A 19,622-nucleotide genomic window follows, 5' to 3' on the forward strand; every position below is an offset into this window, starting at 1 on the left:
TGCCTGTTCTTTAGGACGGCTCACGAGTGCAGCATCACGACGCAGTGTTTGCGATCGCCGGCAGGGCGAATTGAAAGCTGGCGCCGCGGGGCAGGTTCGCGCTCGCCCACAATCGTCCGTTATGCGCTTCGATAATCGACCGGCAGATCGACAGCCCAAGCCCCAAACCGCCCGGTTTCGTGGTGTAGAAAGCCTCGAACACACGGTCAAGATCCGCCGGCGCGAAGCCTGGACCTGAATCTCGCACCTCGACTGATACGCCATCCGGTTCGTTACGGCTGCTAATGAGCAATTCCCGCTCCTCTTCGCCGACGTCGCGCATCGCTTCGATGGCATTGATGATCAAGTTAAGTAGTACCTGTTGCAGCTGGACCCGATCTCCCTGGACACGCGGCAAGCCCTCCGCTAACTGCGTCCGCACCGAGACGCTATTGTTTGCGACCTCCGTACGGGTGAGAGCAATAACCTCGAGGATGGCATCGTTGATCTCTACGGCGTCTTTTCGTGCGGGCGCCTTCTTAATGAGTGCGCGGATACGCCCGACGACCTCGCCTGCGCGATTCCCCTCCTTGACAATAAGAGAGAGCGCGTCATCCACCTCATGAAAATTTGGCGGCTCCGCGCTTAGGTAACGCCGAGCGGCTAACGCGTACGTGACTGCCGCTGTAATCGGCTGGTTCACTTCATGGGTGATCGAGGCCGTCAATTGGCCCATCGTCGCGACGCGGTTCGCGTGCGCCAGCTCCATCTGCATGTGCCGCAGCGCCTCTTCTGCCCGCTTGCGCTCGGTGATGTGCCGCGCGACGCCTCGGTAGCCGATGAAGCGCCCCGCCTTATCAAACACCGGCAGGCCCGAAACAGATATGTAACGCTTGCCGCCGTCGGCGGCGGGTCGCGCGAGCTCAAAGTCACGGAAAGGCAGGTGGGCCTCGAGGGTCTCCCGGTGCTTGCGCCAGGCCTCCGCGTCAGGCTCCAAGTAGGGCACTTCCCATCTTGTCTTGCCGATTTCAGAGCCCGGCGCCGGCGGGTCTGCAAGGCCTTCGGCGAAATCCTGACGGATGAAGCGATGCTGCGCATCGGATTCCCAGTACACGTCGAAGGAGAATTGTACCAGCGTGCGAAAGCGCTGCTCGCTCTCGCGCAGCTCCGCCTCGGCCCGCTTGCGTTCGGTCAAATCGAGCACAAAGGAGACACCCTGGTCTCCGCCTTCGTCGAGGATCGCTCCGCCGATAAGCACGGGCACGCGGCTGCCGTCTTTGCGAAAGTACTCCTTCTCGAAAGGTGTGTGGCTTCCGATCGCCCTGAGCTCTACCATACCCTGTTCGTGGGTGTACTTCCATTCGTCGGGTGTCAGCGCGGTCCAGCGCAGGTCACCCGAAACGAACTCGTCGCGGCTATATCCCAACATGTGGAGAAAAGCTTCGTTGGCCTCGAGAATACGACCGTCAAGATCCCATATGATGATCCCGATGATATTGGCGTCAACCAGGCGGCGGATCCTCGCCTCCCGTTCCCTCAAATCGTTGTAAAGACGCGCATTCTCCAGCGAGATCGCCGCTTGCGACGCCAGCAGCTCCAGCACCGAGATCCGGGCGGGCGTGAACACGTGCGATGCCAGGTTATTCTCGAGATAGAGCACCCCGATCAGCTTGCCTTGCTTCACCAGGGGCAGGCAGAGGACCGACCGAGCACGCTTCTGGCAGATGTACTCATCAGCCGAGAACGGATTCTGCGCCAAGGCGTCATCAAGGATCACGCTTTCCCGCGTCCGGATCACGGTGTGGAGCACGGATTCGGGAAGCTCGCCCGGTGACACGGCCGTCCGGCTCAGCGTAACCTCAACCTGGCCGCTGCCGGTCGTCGCTTCCGCCGCGATCTTTGGCTGGTCGCCTGGGAACAGGATGAGCAGGCCACGCTCGGCGCCGGCATGTTCGACCGCGATCCGGAGCAGCACCTTAATAAGATCCCCGAGGACGATCTCGCCCGACACGGCCTGCGAAGCCTTGAGCACCGTCCCGACATCCAGCCGCTCGACCGGCGCACCAATGGTAGTGGTAGGAGATGCAGGGACTGGCGCATCGCGGAGATGCGGATGAAGCTGCTCGAGTTGCCGCACCTTGCCGAACGCGCCCCAGCGAAGATAGCAACGCCGTGCCTCCCGCAGATACGCTTGGGCAGTCGTATCGAAGCCGTGCGCCGCGTAGAACCGCGCGGCTAGCTCATCGGCCAAGCCCTCGTTCTGCACGAAGCCGTGCTCGCGCGCCAGGTGGATGGCCGCTTCGTAGAGGCGCATCGCGTCCAGCTCCCGGCCTTCGAGGCGGGCAATCTCGGCCGATACGAGGGCGTGCTTGTCGCCGAAGCTCGGCCGATTGACGTCCGCCCACTCGCGCAGCTGGTCGCGTAGTTCCAGGAGCTCGCGCCATCGCGCCCGCTCGACGGCCGACGCGTTCTCGTAGAGAGCCGCTAGCGTCAATGCGGCGTAGTAGTAATAGTCGATCAGGGGGAAGTGGCCGGTCGAGGACCAGAGCAGCGCCGTCGCCTTGTCGACGGCTGCGAGCGCCTCGGCATGCTCGCCGGCCAGGAACCGCGCCTTCGCCTTCATGGTCCAGTACCAGCAGATCATCGTGGGCATCCGGCCGCCCATCAGCTGCGCCTCGAACGCCCCTTCGTCGAACTGCGCGTCATTGAACGTGGAGATGCTCGCGGTGCGGCCCTGCATCATCGCGATGAAACGTTGCTGGGGGACGATGGTGTCCTCCATGTCGCGGAACTTGGCGTCCCGGACGAAGTCCCGTGCGATCTCCGCCTCGCGCCACACCGCGTCGAGCGGCTCGTTCCGTAGGAGAAGCAGCGTGACGGTGTGGTACATGGCGTAGCACGCGTAGGTCAGATCTCCCGTCTCGAGCGCGGTGCGAAACGACGCCCGGACGAAATCGATCGAGGTCGCCATCGGCTGCGTCCAGAAGGCAGCGATTCCCGTCGCGTCCTGAACCTTGGGTCGATAGGCGAGGAAGGCGTGCTTCTCGACCAGGTCATATCCGAGCTTGGCGATACGAAAACCCTCTGGGTAACGCCGAAAGACCGTTGCGAGAGGCCACCCGAGGTAGCCGCAGGCGTGCGCGAAGGCACCGCTCACTCCGTGCCGTATGCCGAGGTTCACTGCGCGGCACAGTTCCAGGCAAAGCAGATTCTGATCGGTGACATAGGCAGGATCACAAAGGACAGACAACAAGCGCATGGCCGCCAGAAGCTCCGGATCCGTCATCAGCGGCAGATCGATTAGGTCCTCGATCGGGCGCCCGTCCAGGTTGCGCCAGAACGTCTCGTATTCGGCCTGAACCTGTTCCCAACTCGGGTGTGCTGGCAGGTCGATGCCAAACAGGCGCAGGCACGTGAGCGCGCTGGCCACGGCTTGCGGGTTCTCCGATTTCACGACATGGAGCAGGATCTTCAAGTGGTAGGCGGCCGCAAGGTTAACTTTCGACGTCCCACGCTGCAATAACTCCGCAATCAGTCGCTCGGCCTCGTCAAAGTCGCCGGTCAGAAACGCGCATTCCGCGCGATCGAGCCACAGGCTGAACATGAGTTCGTACTGGCTGCCCCAGTCGCTGTCGTCGAGCAGCGCCATGCCGGCCGTCAGATACGCGCACGCCGACGCATAGGCCGCCGACGCCTTGGCCTTTCGCCCGGCACGTAGATCGATTGTCGCCACCTGCGCTTTCTCGTCACGATCGATGAGGCCGGTAGCGCCTCGATTGAACTGGTTCGCGACCTCGAACAGATTCTCGGCGAGTTCATCCGCCCTCATGCCCGCCAGCAGCGCGCGACCGATACGCAGGTGAACTCCGGCGCGGTGTTCTTCGGGAATCAGGGAATAAGCCGCCTGCTGAATCCGGTCGTGCAAAAATTGGTAGACGCCGTCCATGCGGATGACGAGGCCAGCGTAGACGGCTTCCCTGAGTGCCGCGTGCACTGCCTCTTCTGTGTCGCCGTGCACCAGAGTGAGAGCGGCGATTGCCGCAGTGTTGCCCAGGCAGGCGAACTGTTTCAGGGCTTCCTGGGTGGCGGCGGAGAGGCGCTTCAGCTTCCCGGCCATAAGATCCACCACGTTATCGGCGTAGCTCTTGGCACGGATGCGATCCATGTTCCATTGCCAAGCCCGCGTGGCGGGGTCGAACGCGAGCAGTCCTCCTTCGGCCAGCGCTATGAAGAACTGGATCGCGAAGAACGGATTTCCGCCGGTCTTCTCCTGCACCAGTTGCGCTAGGGGCCGCACACTTTCGGGCTCGCAATGCATGGCATCGGCGACGAGCTGGCCGACATCGTCGAGTCCAAGAGGCGCCAGCACGATCTCCTGAATCCGCGCTCCAGCCTTGCGGACCGCCTCCAGGGTCCGCGGAAGCGGGTGGGCAGGACCGATCTCGTTGTCCCTGTAGGCTCCGACCAGAAGCAGATGCCGCACTTCCGAATGCGTGACCAGATGCTCGAGGAGATCGAGCGTTGCGGCGTCCAGCCATTGCAAATCGTCGAGGAACAGCGCGAGCGGGTGCTCCTTGCGCGCGAACACCCCGAGGAATCGCCGGAACACCGTCTGGAAGCGGTTCTGCGCATCTCGCGGCGGGAGGTCTGGAACGGGCGGCTGTTTTCCGATCACAAGCTCCAGCTCGGGAACGAGGTTCACGATGAGCTGTCCATTTGGGCCCAGTGCCTCGAGCAAGCAGTCCCGCCACCGGCCGAGCGCCTCCTCGCTCTGGGTGAGGAGCGAGCGGACAAGGCTCTGGAAGGCTTGGCCCACCGTCGCGTATGGGATGTCGCGCTTGTACTGGTCGAACTTGCCGGATGCGAACAGGCCACGCGGCGGCACCATCACTTTGTGCAGATCGTTCACCACCGAGGACTTGCCGATGCCGGCATAGCCGGACACGAGCACGAGTTCCGGTGTGCCGTTCGCCACGACCCGGTCGAAGGAAGCGAGCAGAGTGTCGATCTCGCGCTCCCGGCCGTAGAGCTTCTCCGGGATCAGCAGCCGGTCCGATACGTCGCAACCGCCGAGCGAGAAGGGCTCGATCCGGCCATGCGACTCCCACTCCGCCAGGCAGCGCCGAAGATCGGCCTCGACACCGGCGGCAGTCTGGTAGCGCTCCTCGCCGGTCTTGGCGAGAAGCTTCATCACGATTGCCGAGAGCGGCTCGGGGACGCCCGCGACCCGCTCATCCGGCGGCATCGGTTGCCGCGCGATATGGCAGTGCACCCACTCCATCGGATCGGCGGCCGTGAAGGGCAGTGTCCCCGTCAGCATCTCGTAGAAGGTGACGCCCAGAGCATAGAGATCGCTGCGGGAGTCCACCGAGCGGTTCATCCTGCCGGTTTGTTCCGGCGCCATGTAGGCGAGCGTCCCCGCGATCACCTCTGGCGGGGCGGGGGCTTGGTGCTCGCGCGGCAGACGCGAGGCAATGCCGAACCCGGTCAGCCACACGCCGCCGCTTGCCGCGTCCACCAGGATATTTGCCGGCTTGATGTCCTTATGGATAAGGCCTCGCTCATGCACTCGGCAGAGCGCCCCCGCGAGAGAGATCGCGATGCGCAGGAAATGCGATACGTCCAGAGGTTGGCCAAGCAGTCGATCGACCGGCGTCCCGCCCGGATCCTCAAGCACCAGCGTCATGCGGCCGTTGTGGTGCGTCAGCGCGACTGGTCGCGCCGCCCACTCAGCGTCAAGTTCGGCTTTGAGCGCATATTCGTTTTCAAGCCGCTCGACGCAACCGCGCGAGCTTTCATCCGCGGCAACAAGCAGGATTGGCGCCAAGCCGCTGCCGGAGCCACGGTGGAGAGCGATGTCTCCCTCGCGCAGCGGCGAGAATACGTAGCCCGAGAGCTCGTTCATGAAGGCCTCCTGGCAGGAGGACTACTTTAAGGCATTGATTAGGTTACGTTTGCTTTTGCCCGTCAACCCAAAAATAGGCACCCAAAAATGCGATCGGTGCCATATTGTGGCTAGACGAGAACCTCGCGGGCCTCTTGCTTATAGAGCCGAAATGCTTGGGCAAGGAAGAATGCACCGACGAAGTGATCGAGAAATCAACTGACTTCCGGTGATGGCACTTTTCGGACTTGGTGCGATGTCTGACTTGAGTCCGTTACGCGTTCAAAAGCGGACATTCGCCAAACGGCAATGTTAGTAAGGGGACGGCTCAACAGAGCCATATGTAAGACGGCGACCACGGCCATTCTTTGCGTTCAACCGGCTCTTAACGGGAAGGAATCAACACCCGAGAAATTAGATCGTCTCAGGACAGGTCGTGCAATTCCTTGTTTAAGGGACGGCCGATACGAAAATCGGAAAACAAGACCTTCAGGCCTGAGCGCTCCGGGGTACAGGACATCGGTCCGACTGCGTAAGATGCGGCTCTTGGGAATGGCGACAATCTAACGAGATTCCAAGTGCGGCCATCTGATGACACCTGCAATCTGAGCACTCCGGCCGAGACGGTCGCGCGCATCCGAAAATCAGCCGGATCATTCCAGTAAATCCCGGTTGCCCAATCTGATTGTCTATCAGTTAGAACGCTGCTCACGAGCGCCTTATCGTCTGACATCTCGATTCCGGCCTTGATCCAGCGCGCTTCATCCAGGCGCACCATGATTCCGGCCTGATCGTAAAGCTCACTATACCGAGCCTGCACCCTGAGTTCGGCAGTGAAATCGCCAGTCGTTTTGCAGTGAAAGAAATGGCCGTTGTCCCGCGTAAAACCGTAGTATGTCTCTCTCCAGAAATCTGTTTTATGGTCGGTGACAAAATTCAAAACACCAGCGTCCAGGTTCCAGACGCGAGGTTCGTTCATCCAGACACATTGTTCGAACATAGCATCCTCCGTGGTTTGTCTGAGTAGTAGTCGCAATCATCGCTTCGTAAATCAGATATTGAGAGCCCTCGTCATAATGAAAGCGTGAAAATCGCGACGGGCAAGGGACAGAGTCTCTAGGAGTCAATGGGCAACACCACGCAAACAGTGTGCGACCAGCACTAGAGAGGAAACGGCTCAACGGAGCCGCATAATATACGTCGCACAAGATAGAGGTTTCTGCGACGCCGTGCACCGAGCGGGGGACCGCGCATATGCCGTCGAGCGGCGTTGCAGAAACCTGGTTGCACGAAACCGCGGTCCGCGAGTCAGGCTATGGGGATTTTGCGCTGATGATTGCCGTCGTTGGCAGCGACGGTGTCAGCTTGAGGCGCGATGACAGCAAAATACGAGAGGAGCCCTGCTCGCTGGAGAGCTTGTTATTGTGAAGCAAGGAGATGGTGGAATCGAGATCGTGTCCCAAATGGTGTGCGGCATGATGTTGGTGGTGAGCGCCGCCGTGGCCGTTGACACGGCAGCAGTCAAACACATGTGGGAGCGACGCGAGAGTTCTTGCGATCATGAGCTGTCAAACCCTTTTGGGTCTCTCGCCTCACCTCGGCTTCCGTAAGTTCTTTCGAACGTCTCGATGATCTTCATCCGGCCGCCACAGCAAGGGCAGAGATGGAGATCCTGTGTGGTGTCGGGTGGATCACCGTCGTCGCTGTTGTTGGCTGCAGTGCTGGAGGATGGCGTGTCGAGAAGTGCTCGACAGCGGTTCAACATGTCGGCACGGTGGCCGTTTGCAAACAGACCATAGTGCCGGATGCGGTGGAAGCCGTCCGGCAGGGTGTGCATCAGAAAGCGCCGGATGAACTCGCCAGCTTGAAGCGTCATCGTTTTGCCCTTGCCGTCCTGGCGATAATCCTTCCAGCGAAAGCTGACATTGCCGGCAGACAGCGAGACCAGCCGACTGTTGGCGATGGCGACGCGGTGAGTGTAACGCGCGAGGTAGGCGAGGACCTGGGACGGGGCCGGCGAACGGACGTTTAGCATAGATCACCCATTCGCTCTTACGCAGCGGCGCGAGATACGCCGCGAAGGCGTCCGGATCCTTCAAACCAGCCAGGTCAGAGAAGAATTGCAACTCGCGAGCTTTGAACGCCGCTACCAGTCCTTCCAGGAATAATCGCCGAAACAAGCGCGACAGCACGCGCACCGGCAGAAAGAAGCCCGATCTGCAGCCAACCCAACGCTTGCCATCAGGGCATATTCCGCCGCCCGGCACGACGCAATGGACGTGGGGATGGTGATCGAGATTCTGCCCCCACGTATGGAGCACAGCCGTTAAGCCGAACTTGGCACCGAGGTGTTTGGGATCGGCCGCGATGGTGATGAGAGTCTCGGCCGCGGCTGTGAACAGCAGGCCATAGACCTTGGCCTTGTTCTGATACGCGATGGCGCCGATCTGCGCCGGTAGGGTGAACACCACATGATAATAGGGGACTGGCAACAGCTCGGCTTCGCGCGCCGCCAGCCATTGGGCGGCGGCAGCCCACTGGCATTTGGGACAATGCCGGTTGCGACAAGAATTGTAGGCAATGCGCGTGTGGGCACAGTCCTCACAGCGCTCGACATGACCGCCGAGCGCGGCGGTACGGCAGGCCTCGATCGCCGACATGACGCGTAGCTGGGCACAGCTCACATGCCCGACGCTGTCCCTGCGCCAGGCTTCACCGTGGCGGCGGAAGATATCCGCCACCTCCAGCTTCGGCCGGGACATGTCCGGCGACTATGCCGGAGGCGGCTTGCCGATGTTCAAGGCGTCAAGGGGACTTTTGACTTGTCGGATCGTATTGATTGCGACCCGGGCATACCGAGCGGTGGAATCGACATGCCGGTGTCCCAGCAGATCCTGGATGACGCGGATGTCCACCCCTTGCTCAAGCAGGTGCGTGGCGAAGCTGTGCCGCAACGTGTGGACGGTGACCATCTTATCCAAGCCGGCAGTCTCGGCGGCCAGGCGGCAGGCGCGTTGCAGGGAGCGCACCGTAATGGGACGGGCCGGGTCGGGGCCAGGGAACAGGAAGTGTTGCGGACGAGTGCACCTCCAATAGGCGCGAAGAATGCCGAGCAGATGCTCGGACAACATGACATAGCGATCCTTCCGGCCCTTGCCGCTACGGACGTGAATCACCATCCGAGCGCTGTCGATATCCTTGATGGTGAGCGCCACCGCTTCCGACACGCGCAGCCCGGTGGCGTAGATCGTCACAAACGCGGTTCGGAACTCAAGGTCGCTCACGGCCTTCAAGAAGCGCTCGACTTCATCTGGCGCAAGAACGGGTGGCAGTGCATCGGGCCTGCGCCCCAGTGGTATCTGCTCGGACACTGCGGCCTTGCCGAGCGTCGTTCCGTAAAAGAACCGCAGGGCACACATATTTTGATTGATGGCCTGCACTCCGAGGCCGCGGGAACCAAGATGCAGTTGATACTCGCGCACATGCTCGAACGTGAGCTGGTCCGGCGATTTGCCAAAATGTTTACTGAAGTTCTTGACTGCGCGCACATAAGCCTTCTGGGTCAATGGCGACATGTTGCGGATCGTCATGTCATCAATCATGCGTTGCCGCAGCGCTGAGATTTGCTGGGACATCGAATACTCCTGTCTGTTGAACTGCACGAACGTGCAATCTTCTCAGACAGGATGTTCGACGGCCACGGGCACTTCCCCATCGTCAGCCATTCGCAAGGGTCGGAAAACAGATATTTCCCGACGCATGAGGAATGGCTCTGTTGAGCCATATTCCCTATCATCGGTAATCGTCGAATCACCAAGCTCAATTGTGGAAGGGATGGCGCCGATGCTCGATCATCCGGAGAAAACTACTCGACTGCTGGCCGCGCTCAAGGCAGCTGCGCCGTTCGAAGTCGAGTTGGCGCCAACGTTAATTGACCATCTTAAAGACGAAAATCTTGACAACTCTGATCGGATGCACCCCGTCTGGGATTTGTCGTACGCCGGCGACGAAGGTGGCATCATGTGCCATATGGCTCGCCCGCAAGAAACAGGAAGAGCACTCGTTGTCTCTCTGACTCATGTTCGCGTGCCGCGTTCGATGCCGCTTGCACGGGCCGTCGCCGACTATCAGAAACATCGAGTGAAGAAGCTCAAGAAACAAGGGCAGAGATAGCAAAATGGCGCACGCGATTATCCGAGGAAAGAACGGTCGCCGATACGAAGTGGATTTTGAAGATTCGCCGGTGCGGGTCGAAGTTCATGCCAGCGAGGAGACGATCGAGATTTTTGTAGAAGCAGACTTCGAAATACACGCGGAAGAACGGCGACGCTTTGCCATAATTAATATCCCCCGCCATCTATTCAGTGAGGCGACCGCTGGAGCAGCGCGACGCGCGGCAACGAGGGGTTGATACCGCAGACTCTGCGCCGCTCCCCTATCCGTGGCGGTGCCGCGTGCTCCCTACCGCGATAGCGGTTTAGTGCAAGATTAGCTCTGCGCCACGCACGGGTCAGTGGGGCGCTCCGCCTCGCAACAGATGGCGATAACCGGTCCTCGTCATCCACCGGGCGCGTTCAAGATGCGTCACCCAGGCTCGTCGTGCCCGATCAGGCTCAAGGCGGGGATCGATATGTAAGACGATCTTCGCAACTTCTTGCCAATTTGCGCCATCACTATCAGCGTCTAGAAGGCGCAGATAAGTGATTATGTGCTGCTCATCATAGGTCGTGAGCGTATCGGATTCCGGCGCTGTGTCGGCCACGTCAGGATCGAGCGGAGGCTTCTGCATGATGTCTCTTCGCCACTCGCGTCACTTTTTTGTCGGATGAGTATAACGGCAGCTTCCCACACTTAGCAGTCACTGCGTTTGCATCGCGTGATGCTAGCAGCGCATCACGGCCCCGAGCCCCGTGGAGCGCGAGAAAGGCTCAACAGCGCCAGTAATATCTGAACAGAGCGAGAAAACTTGTTCAATTTTTTGGTGTCAGAGTTTGGCTCCTTTGAGACATGCTGACTGACTCGGAGTATGTCCGCTTATCGGGGAAGACCCGAAGTCATCGGCGGAGGCTCAAAATGACGCGAATGACCGGAAGCGGACCTGAAGTGACGTCCGCATCAGCGCGCGATCGGCGATAGGCCACGGCAAATCGCTACCGCCGCAGCAGGCGGTCCGAACCAAGTGGTTACGCCGACCGAAGCCGGAACCTGCGGGGTCACGAAATGAGTGTATTGTGGCAGTAGCCATCGCATCCAACGGGCATTGCCGATCAGTAGGTTGACGGATCCGGCGAATCCGTTGGCGTCTCAAAGGCCCGCTTCATCGCCGGGCTCATCGGGATATCCAGGTTGACCCCCTTCGGCGGGATTGGCTGGGTGAACCACTTGGCGTAGAGCGCCGCAAGCTCGGGACTGTGATAGAGGCTTGCGGTCGCGGCATCGGCAATCGCCTTGAACGCCACATCGTCCTTGCGCAGCATGATTCCATATGGTTCAGGCTTGGAGAACGCGTCCTCCGAGATCACGTAAGCCTTTGGATCCTTCGCGTTGGCAATCAGGCCCGCGATCACGATATCGTCCTGGACAAAGGCCACTGCCCTGCCGGTCTCGACCATAAGGAACGCTTCGGCTTGATCCTGAGCCGGGATGATCGTCATCCCCAGATTCAATCTGCTATTGAATTCGAGCGCCTGCTTGATGTTGGTCGAGCCGGCCGGAGAGACGATCGTCTTACCCTTGAGGTCGTTGATCGAGCCGATCTTCGATTCGACCTTCGAGACGAAGCGGCTCGCCGTCAGAAAGTGCGTATTGGTGTACCAGACCTGCTGTTGCCGCTCGGCGTTGTTGGTGGTGTTGCCGCATTCGAGGTCAATCGTGCCGTTGGCCAACAGCGGAATGCGCGTCGAAGCCGTCACCAGCTGATACCGCACTTCGAGTTTGTCCAGCTTCAATTCGCGTTTCACCGCGTCGACGATCTTGGCGCAGATGTCTATGGCGAAGCCGACCGGCTGCCGCTTGTCGTCGAGGTAGGAGAACGGCACCGACGCCTCGCGGTGCCCGATGGTGATATATTCGAGCTCCTTCACCTTCGCGAGCGTGCCTGTGAGTTCGTCCGCCATCGCGGTTGCGTGTCCTGAAAGAAGCGTTGCCAGCGTCAGCGCCACGAATAGGTCTTTCCGCACGGGGATTCTCCATCGTCAATTGCTGTTCACGGCAATGCTTGGCGATATTGGATAATTTATCAAGTCGTCGAATGGAAGATCGGCGACGTGATCGAATAGGTGCGTTGAAGCCGGTTCCTGGCACGTTTGCGACATGTCAGGCCGGCCTGACTATGTCCGTAGTTCGGGAAGACCGGAAGTGGTCGGCACCTGGCCAAACTGATGCGGCCGGACCCGAAGCGGACTCAGAGTGCCAGCCCTTACGGATCTGGCGTCGGGAGTTCGCGTTGTGCGCTCTTCCTGCAACCGAGGAGAAACGTCCCTTTAAGTCATTTAGCGGATCATCCGTTCGCAACGGAGGGGATGACGGATGAATGACCTATCGCGGTCCTGGCGCTTCGTACGGTCGCGATCCGGTCGCGGCTTTCTCGTGCATCTGGGTCTCTGTGCAGCGCTGTCTGTGGCGATTGGCTATGGATTCTATTATTTCAGCGTGAACTGGTTCAAGGAACATAAGAGCAACGAAAAGATCACCGCCCTTCAGCTGGTTGACGCTTTTGTCACCAATTATTCGGCAATCCGATCACAACTCGGACAAGCTGCGCCGGTTCCAGCGTCGTTCCGGGCCCATGCGATCGAGGCTTTCAACAAGAAGAACGGCAATAATTCCGAGTTTCGGCTGGCCTGGGTCGGTCGCCCGGGACGAGAGATCGTAACGCCTCCAACAGATGCCCAGATGGCCCGAACCATCGAAGCTTTCGTCGCGACCCCAAACCCAAAACCCATATCAGAGATACTCGATGTCAATGGGGAGCTGATGTTCCGCACGGTCTATCCGAGTGTCGCGCAGGAACAGAGTTGCGTTAACTGTCATAACGCTCTCCAGCCGAACAAAGCGCATTGGCATCTCAATGAACTTATGGGTGCGTTCGCGATCGACGTTCCGATCTCGCCCTTTCTCCATACCGTAATGTGGCAAAGCATCGGCATCGGACTGGGACTCTTCCTTGCACTGGCACTCGCGGGTCTGACGATTTCTCTCATTCATTTCCGACAGCTGGAAGCTCTTGATGCATCCGCTGCAACGCTCGGTCGTACCCAAAAATTTCTCGATAACATCATCGAGAACATGCCCGTGTCGGTTGTCGTTAAGGATGCCCGGGATCGGTGCTATGTCCTCATCAACCGGACCGCCGAAGCAATTTTCGGGATAGCGCGTGGCGACTTGATAGGCAGACGCGCGCATGACCCGTCCTCCAGGGAACCCGCAGAAACCTTGTTCCCGCTCGCTGATGAGGCTTTACGCACAGGAGACCTGCAAACCATCGCCGAGCACACGGTTCGCACCCAGCACAACGGCACGCGTATCCTGACAACCAAGAACCTTTCGATACCGGACGAGACCGGCGAACAGCGCTACCTCCTAAGCCTCTCGGAAGATATTACCGAGCGTAAGGAGGCGGAGGCCCGTATCGAGCATATGGCACACCATGATGCTCTGACGGACTTGCCCAATCGTGCCGCTTTCGTGGAGCGTCTCGCCCGCGCAATCGATACCGCAGGGGAGAGTGAAGAATCGTTTGCCGTGCTGAGCATCGATCTCGACCGCTTCAAGGAGGTCAACGATACGTTTGGCCATGCAATCGGCGACGATTTGCTTCGCGAGCTGGCGCAACAGCTGAGTGCGCTAGCTGGTGAGGCTTTCCTGGCGCGGCTTGGGGGCGACGAATTTACCCTCATCACGCCGAACGGCGATCATCCGGCGCTCGCCGAAATCCTCGCCGAACGTCTTCATTCGGCCGTCGCAATCGATCGGGAAGTGAACGGCCAGCATTTGCACATCGGAATCAGCATTGGAATTGCGATCTTTCCAGCCGACGGTATTGACGCAACGACACTACTCAACAATGCTGATGCCGCACTCTACCGCGCTAAAGCCGCTGGCCGCGGCAAGACGCGTTTCTTCGAAATCGAAATGGACAACAGACTGCGTGAGCGACGCGCTATCCAGCACGAACTCAGCTCCGCCATCGAGCGGAACGAACTCCGTCTTCACTATCAGCCACTGGCGAAGATCGATGGCGAGGTGATCGGGTTCGAGGCATTGCTCCGTTGGCACAATCCCCAGCGAGGCATGGTTTCTCCCGCAACCTTCATTCCGGTTGCCGAGGAAAGCGGTCTCATTATGCAAATAGGCGAATGGGTCCTTCGCGAGGCCTGCCGCGAAGCGGCGGGATGGTCACACCCGCTGCAAATTGCGGTCAATCTATCGCCAATCCAATTCCGCCACGGTGACCTGCCGGGATTGGTACATTCGGTGCTGCTAGAAACTGGCCTCGCGCCGAGGCGGTTGGAACTCGAAATCACCGAGGGCGTGCTGGTCGAGGATTTCGACCGCGGCCTCTCGATCCTGCGCCGCCTGAAGGCACTTGGCGTTCGCATTGCAATGGACGACTTTGGCACAGGCTATTCGTCGTTGTCCTATCTGCAATCGTTCCCGTTCGACAAGATCAAGATCGACCAGTCATTCATCTCGAATCTGAAAAGCAATCCCCAGTCGGCGGCCATTGTGCGTGCCGTCATTGGGTTGGCGCACGGGCTAGATCTGCCAGTGCTGGCGGAGGGCGTCGAGACAAAGGCTCAGCTCGAGTTTCTTGCAGCCGAGTCGTGTAATGAAGTGCAGGGTTACCTGATGGGACGGCCGCACCCGATCTTGGAATATTCCGAACTCGTCGGCTGCAATGACGCGGCGAAGGCAAAGCAGCTCAGCGCCTGAACATTCCCCTGCGCCACGTCTCCTTTATCGCCGGTGCAGTTGAATTCGAGGTCGATCTGTCTGACGACTTCTACCAATGCCTGATGCATCACATCGAACCCGTGGCGAAGAAGTTGTTCGCCAATCGTCTTGCTCCCAATTCACCATTCGGGCAGCGATTTCCACTACATGGCGATGAAGACCTCGCGAGGCTGTCGGGAGCCTTTCGCCAAGCGTGCGTGCCAACGTAAGCGATGACCGCCTGGTCTGATATTTAGCCCACATTGACGTCTGATATGGCGCTTTTGAGACATGCCGGCCGGCTCTGACGATGTCCGTTCCCCGGGGTAGATCCGAAGTCATCGGCGGAGGTGAAGACGACGCGATTGGTAGAGTCGAGATGTGGCGCGGTGGCGTTAGGTAGAACATATCTGTTGCCGCCCCTTTCGTCTGGCGGTGCCTTAGTGGTTCCACCATGGCTCCGTTTCCACATCCACTGCAGCTTCCGGACATTTATTGGAGTTGATAGGTTGCCCAATCTCCAGGTCCTTCACCACGTATTGCGTCCGTCTTGAACTGAGGTCCCTTCCCTCCACCGGCGTTACCCGGCTTCCGCGGTACTACGAACCTCTCCGCCACCCCAGGGCGCCCAGCCTGTCCCTCACGGGCTTCCGGTTGGTCATCGCTGACCACGCCCTTGGGGCTTCCCGTGTTTCGTGCGCTTTCCTTGTGTACATGCCGCCGCCACTACCCCGGCGCAGCGTCTGAACGTATCGCTTCGCTCATTTCATCCAGACGTATCAGTCTTCCCCGATAGGGTTGTCGGGTCGACCTGCGCATTGTCCTTTTCGAGGATTGCTCGGCGTTCACTCGCGTTGCGGCCTGCACACTCGCGCTGTCACCAATTCGTGACACGCTAATCGAAGGCTTCAGCCACTTCGTTACCTCCATGACTGCTCCGATTGCTTCCGGCTGGAGCGGTTGCCGGGTGGGGCTTGCACCCACTGGAAAGCGCCGCCTTTGCACGGCGCACACCCATAACGGACTTTCCGTCGTGTAGTTTTTTGTCACGCAACGAATTTTGCCTGCGGAAAGCCAATGAGCAACTGCGGAACTCTGTCAGCGGGCACAGCTTCGCTGAATAAGAATCCCTGGCCCTGGTGCGCACCATACGCAAATGCAGCATCGGCTTGAGCGACAGTTTCAATGCCTTCGGCGGTCACGCACAGATCGAGACCCTTGCAGAGACCGAATATAGCTCGCATGAAGATATCGCTTTCGGAGCTTTTCCCGATCTCCTGGATAAACCGCTTGTCGACCTTGAGCTTATCGAACCTCAATTCATATAGTTGGGAGAGACCCGAATATCCGGTGCCAAAATCGTCAATAACGATTCGGACTCCGGCATTGCGCAAGGTCCGAATGGCGTGACGTGTCGCTTCGAAGTCCGAGACAACCGCACTTTCGGTAATTTCAGCCTCGAGGCGATAGGGCGGCAGCCCGTTATCGGCGAGGATCGTCAGGACATTTTGCGCAAAATTCTTGCCGCTCAGTTGCGTCGCCGAAAAATTGAACGACAAGGAAACATCCTCTGGCCAGTTCGCCGCATCGCGGCAAGAATCGCCGAACAATTGCCCAGACAGTACGTCCATCAGCCCCAACTCTTCCGCAAGCGGAATGAACGTATATGGGGCGATTAGGCCGTTTATCGGATGGTGCCAGCGCGCCAAGCTCTCAAAACTGACAATCCGCCGCGTTTTTAAATCGAGGATGGGTTGATAGTGGGGTCGAATGTCGCGGCGCCCAACTGCCTCGCGCAGATCCTTCTCTAAAAGGGCCCTCGCGCGGACATGTGCATCCATTTTTGGATCAAAAAAGCAGCAATCGACTTGGCCACTTCTCGCCCGCGAAAGCGCGACGTGGGCGCATCGGAGGAGCTCATCGACGGTCGTGTGGCCACGGCCTACCTGCACGATGCCAATGCTGGCGCTGATGCTGTGATGTTCTATTCCGATTTGGACCGGCTTTTTGACGACCTCGAGCAACCCGCCGGCAACCCTCAGAGCGTTTTCCGGGTCCATGCCTGCCAAACACAGCGCGAATTCATCGTCACCGATCCGCGCAAAGAGGTCGTCTGGATTGGCGCTATCGCGTATCCGCGAGCCGATTTGGGACAGCGCTTCGTCACACCCTAGGTGCCCATATACTTCATTGAGCTCTTTAAAATGATTGAGGCCGAGCAACAGGACGCTCATTGTTTTATTTGATTTCTTCAGCGCAGTACTCACCTCAATTTGGAACTGCCGCCGATTTGGCAATTGAGTTAAAGGATCCCGCGTCGACGCCAGATAGGCGTTTTGTTCGGCGGCAACCCGCTTTGCGCGTTCCCGTCTTTGGTCGCCAATGCGTCGCATGCTAAAGACTACCAACGCGACGCCGCAGAAATAGAGTAGCGAAGGGGTCTCGATCTCAAGGCGGAGGACGTTTCGAAGAATCGAAAGTCCGCCCCATTCGGCGATCAACATATACGTCAGAAACGACATCGAGAAAATCACCAAGCCATCGGTAATTTCTCGAAAGATCACTTCCGACAAACTTATCGCGAAGAAACGCTTCAGGGCCTTACTCAAGCGACACCTCACTCAAACGCCGGACTCTGGAATAAGCCACGATGAGACAAGATCTCCGCCGATTGCAGCGGTCGGTAAAATTAACCGTGAACCAATATTGCTGTTGATCAATTTCGTCTTCTGGAAACTACTCCGGGTTTTCTCAACTTCGGCTCGGCACCGTAGCGCCGCTCTCTTAAGGCTGCGACAATTAGGATGTTTAACGATCTGTAAATTCGTGAGTCAAAGTTGCGCAACCGGAGCTCTGACGAGCTGAAATGTCTGGTAAGACGAAGAAGCCAGAACTCTAATTCCATGATTTCCCTGTGATCTGCAGGGACACCTCACCATGAGGACCGAGCGCCCTCGGACCGCATCTGCGATGTCTGTTTTTGTGAAGGGTTTCGGATGACGGCCATCCGGTGAAGTCATTTGGCTGTATCTCTCTTGGAGTCTTCCCACACAACCTATTCTACCAATCATAGTGGGTGTGTTAGCTGATTTTAAGCCGCTGCCCGCGTTAGTTTTTATTGCCTTGGGATTGGCGGTCTCATGTGCTGTCGGATACCTGAATCGTGATGGCAGCTTCGCAGTTAGTAATTTTTGGCTGAGCATGGGTTGGCCTCCTGCGCGGCCGCTTCCCGACTTATTCCAGCGACTCCGCTTTATTTACGGTGAAGACGCGGTCAACCGAGTGATCACCAAATACGGCGTGTTTGGCTTGGTCGACGTGTCTGCTGAAACGGCACGTAAGTTGCCTCGCTTACCCGAATCCTACCTGCGAGAATTCTGCAAACTTTGGCTGGAGGGCAAGGCTCCTGCCCTTTCCACACAGGGCGCGGAGATTGAGATCAATATAGTCATCGGGCTTGTAGCTCCTACGGCCTTGGCTGCAGCGGTACTCTTCACAAGCCTCCATAGTGTATTAGGGTTTGCCTTAGGTACTGTCGCCTTGTTCGGCGCCTGCTTCCTGCTCTACCGGATCAATTCAGCGAGAGTGATTGAAACGGAGAATGCCATCGTACGATTCATGTTTGTCCATTGGGAGCAGATCCCAAATTCGCCCGCCATGCCTACCCTCGCTTCCGGGGCTGATGGCGAGGACGACTAATTCCAAGAACGATAAGATGCATGGATGTTGCATGAACCTTAAGATCTCACCCCTGTGAAGGTTAGAGCCGCGCGGAAGATTACTCTAGGAAGCGAGGCGGCATTGCCAACGAAATTGCGCTGGGGGAGCCGAAGGGGAGCGTAGCGATACGTTACCAGCGCCGACCCCAGCCGCCACTCCACCTACTTCCCCAGCCGCCGCCACCTCGAACGAGTCGCACGACGACGAGTAGCAATATCGCACCAACGGTAGCGTTGACGATTGCACTGATCACTCCCGTACCGAGATGGATGCCTAGCTGAGGCAACAGCCAACTTCCGATAAAGGCGCCCAAAATTCCCACAATGAGGTCACCAATGATCCCAAAACCGGTCCCTCGCACGATTTGACCTGCCAACCAGCCTGCAACGAGACCCACAAACAATATGACCAACAGGCTTTCACTCGACATATTCATTATGTCACCTCCGGCTTTTTTTTGGTTCAGATGCAGCATTACCAACTGATCTGCTGCTGTCTGTACAAATTTGATCGGTTTACTGCGGTTTCGCATTTGGCGCCAAGTACGGCTGACGCAATCGGTCTACGCCATTTGAGATTGCGCCTAGACCCTCTCCACGGCCTTTTGCATATCCTCAGTTTCTTCAGTAGCGGTCGGTGCCGATGCCCACGCTCACGCCGGGAGCGCGGAATCCGATACCGCCACGTTCTTCATATCCGCGGCGTTCGATATAACGCTCACGAGGAGCGTATCCGTATGAATCACTGGGCTCACGGATGATGACGCGGCGTTCACCGCGTTCGCGCCAGCATCGGCCATTTTCATCACAGACCATGCGGACGTTTTGAATGTTGCTCTCCGGTGTGACTGATAAATCGGCGGAAAGTGGTGCAGCAGAAGCAGCAGTGATGAAAAGCGCACTTGCGCCGACTGCGAGAGAGATCGCGAGATTGTTCATAGCATTTCTCCAAAAGTGATTGTGTCAGGAAGCCAATAGGCTCGCGAGCCAATGGTTCCAGGAGCACGCGAAATGCCGTTGCTCGCCTGATGCGAGCCCATTTGCGGAAGCACAGCTGACCGAACAAAAGACCTCACCCGTATCTCGCTGCGAGCGACTCCCAAATG

At 58.5% G+C, this 19,622-nt stretch carries 12 protein-coding genes and 1 pseudogene; 4 read left to right on the forward strand and 9 right to left on the reverse strand.

Annotated features, from left to right (window positions below; translation table 11 throughout):
• Nucleotides 1-34 precede the first annotated feature (34 nt).
• The 4 genes and pseudogenes from V1289_RS22015 to V1289_RS22030 all read right to left on the reverse strand — a co-directional run bounded on the left by V1289_RS22015 (nt 35) and on the right by V1289_RS22030 (nt 9,498).
• On the reverse strand, nt 35-5,884 hold the full coding sequence (locus tag V1289_RS22015) for an AAA family ATPase (RefSeq protein ID WP_334398812.1): 5,850 nt from the start codon (nt 5,882-5,884) through the stop codon (nt 35-37).
• A 403-nt stretch (nt 5,885-6,287) separates the two neighbouring features.
• Nucleotides 6,288-6,863: a DUF1349 domain-containing protein gene (locus V1289_RS22020; RefSeq protein ID WP_334398813.1), complete on the reverse strand. Its 576-nt coding sequence runs from the start codon at nt 6,861-6,863 to the stop codon at nt 6,288-6,290.
• 558 nt (nt 6,864-7,421) lie between these two features.
• Nucleotides 7,422-8,625: pseudogene (locus V1289_RS22025) on the reverse strand (IS91 family transposase).
• A gap of 9 nt (nt 8,626-8,634) precedes the next feature.
• Nucleotides 8,635-9,498: a tyrosine-type recombinase/integrase gene (locus V1289_RS22030; protein ID WP_334398814.1), complete on the reverse strand. Its 864-nt coding sequence runs from the start codon at nt 9,496-9,498 to the stop codon at nt 8,635-8,637.
• Between the two features lie 208 nt (nt 9,499-9,706).
• On the opposite strand from V1289_RS22030, the gene V1289_RS22035 reads away from it, so the two are divergent.
• Together V1289_RS22035 and V1289_RS22040 are read left to right on the forward strand one after the other, a co-directional pair.
• A complete protein-coding gene (locus V1289_RS22035; protein ID WP_334398815.1) occupies nt 9,707-10,036 on the forward strand; it encodes a hypothetical protein in 330 nt (109 codons plus the stop codon).
• Nucleotides 10,037-10,040: 4 nt separating this feature from the next.
• A complete protein-coding gene (locus V1289_RS22040) occupies nt 10,041-10,274 on the forward strand; it encodes a hypothetical protein (RefSeq protein ID WP_334398816.1) in 234 nt (77 codons plus the stop codon).
• A gap of 99 nt (nt 10,275-10,373) precedes the next feature.
• Here the strand turns inward: V1289_RS22040 and V1289_RS22045 are convergent, their stop codons facing one another.
• Nucleotides 10,374-10,652 carry a DNA -binding domain-containing protein gene (locus V1289_RS22045; RefSeq protein ID WP_334398817.1) on the reverse strand — a complete coding sequence of 93 codons (279 nt, stop codon included), beginning with the start codon at nt 10,650-10,652 and terminating at the stop codon, nt 10,374-10,376.
• A 478-nt stretch (nt 10,653-11,130) separates the two neighbouring features.
• Nucleotides 11,131-11,979, reverse strand: coding sequence for an amino acid ABC transporter substrate-binding protein (locus V1289_RS22050; protein WP_334407609.1), 849 nt, complete (start codon nt 11,977-11,979; stop codon nt 11,131-11,133).
• Between the two features lie 412 nt (nt 11,980-12,391).
• Here V1289_RS22050 and V1289_RS22055 point away from each other — a divergent pair, with 412 nt between their 5' ends.
• Nucleotides 12,392-14,797, forward strand: coding sequence for an EAL domain-containing protein (locus V1289_RS22055; RefSeq protein WP_334398818.1), 2,406 nt, complete (start codon nt 12,392-12,394; stop codon nt 14,795-14,797).
• Between the two features lie 1,046 nt (nt 14,798-15,843).
• Here V1289_RS22055 and V1289_RS22060 read toward each other — a convergent pair.
• Nucleotides 15,844-17,406, reverse strand: coding sequence for a putative bifunctional diguanylate cyclase/phosphodiesterase (locus V1289_RS22060; RefSeq protein ID WP_334398819.1), 1,563 nt, complete (start codon nt 17,404-17,406; stop codon nt 15,844-15,846).
• Between the two features lie 469 nt (nt 17,407-17,875).
• Between V1289_RS22060 and V1289_RS22065 the strand changes: the two genes are divergently transcribed.
• Nucleotides 17,876-18,496, forward strand: coding sequence for a hypothetical protein (locus V1289_RS22065; RefSeq protein ID WP_334398820.1), 621 nt, complete (start codon nt 17,876-17,878; stop codon nt 18,494-18,496).
• Nucleotides 18,497-18,647: 151 nt separating this feature from the next.
• On the opposite strand, the gene V1289_RS22070 is transcribed toward V1289_RS22065, so the two are convergent.
• Together V1289_RS22070 and V1289_RS22075 are read right to left on the reverse strand one after the other, a co-directional pair.
• Complete coding sequence (locus V1289_RS22070; protein WP_334407612.1) at nt 18,648-18,953, reverse strand: GlsB/YeaQ/YmgE family stress response membrane protein; 306 nt, start codon at nt 18,951-18,953, stop codon at nt 18,648-18,650.
• Between the two features lie 187 nt (nt 18,954-19,140).
• Nucleotides 19,141-19,455 (reverse strand): hypothetical protein, encoded by a 315-nt coding sequence (locus V1289_RS22075; protein ID WP_334398821.1) that lies wholly within the window; start codon nt 19,453-19,455, stop codon nt 19,141-19,143.
• Between the last annotated feature and the right edge of the window lie 167 nt (nt 19,456-19,622).

The sequence above is a fragment of the Bradyrhizobium sp. AZCC 2289 genome (assembly GCF_036924615.1).
Lineage (GTDB): Bacteria > Pseudomonadota > Alphaproteobacteria > Rhizobiales > Xanthobacteraceae > Bradyrhizobium.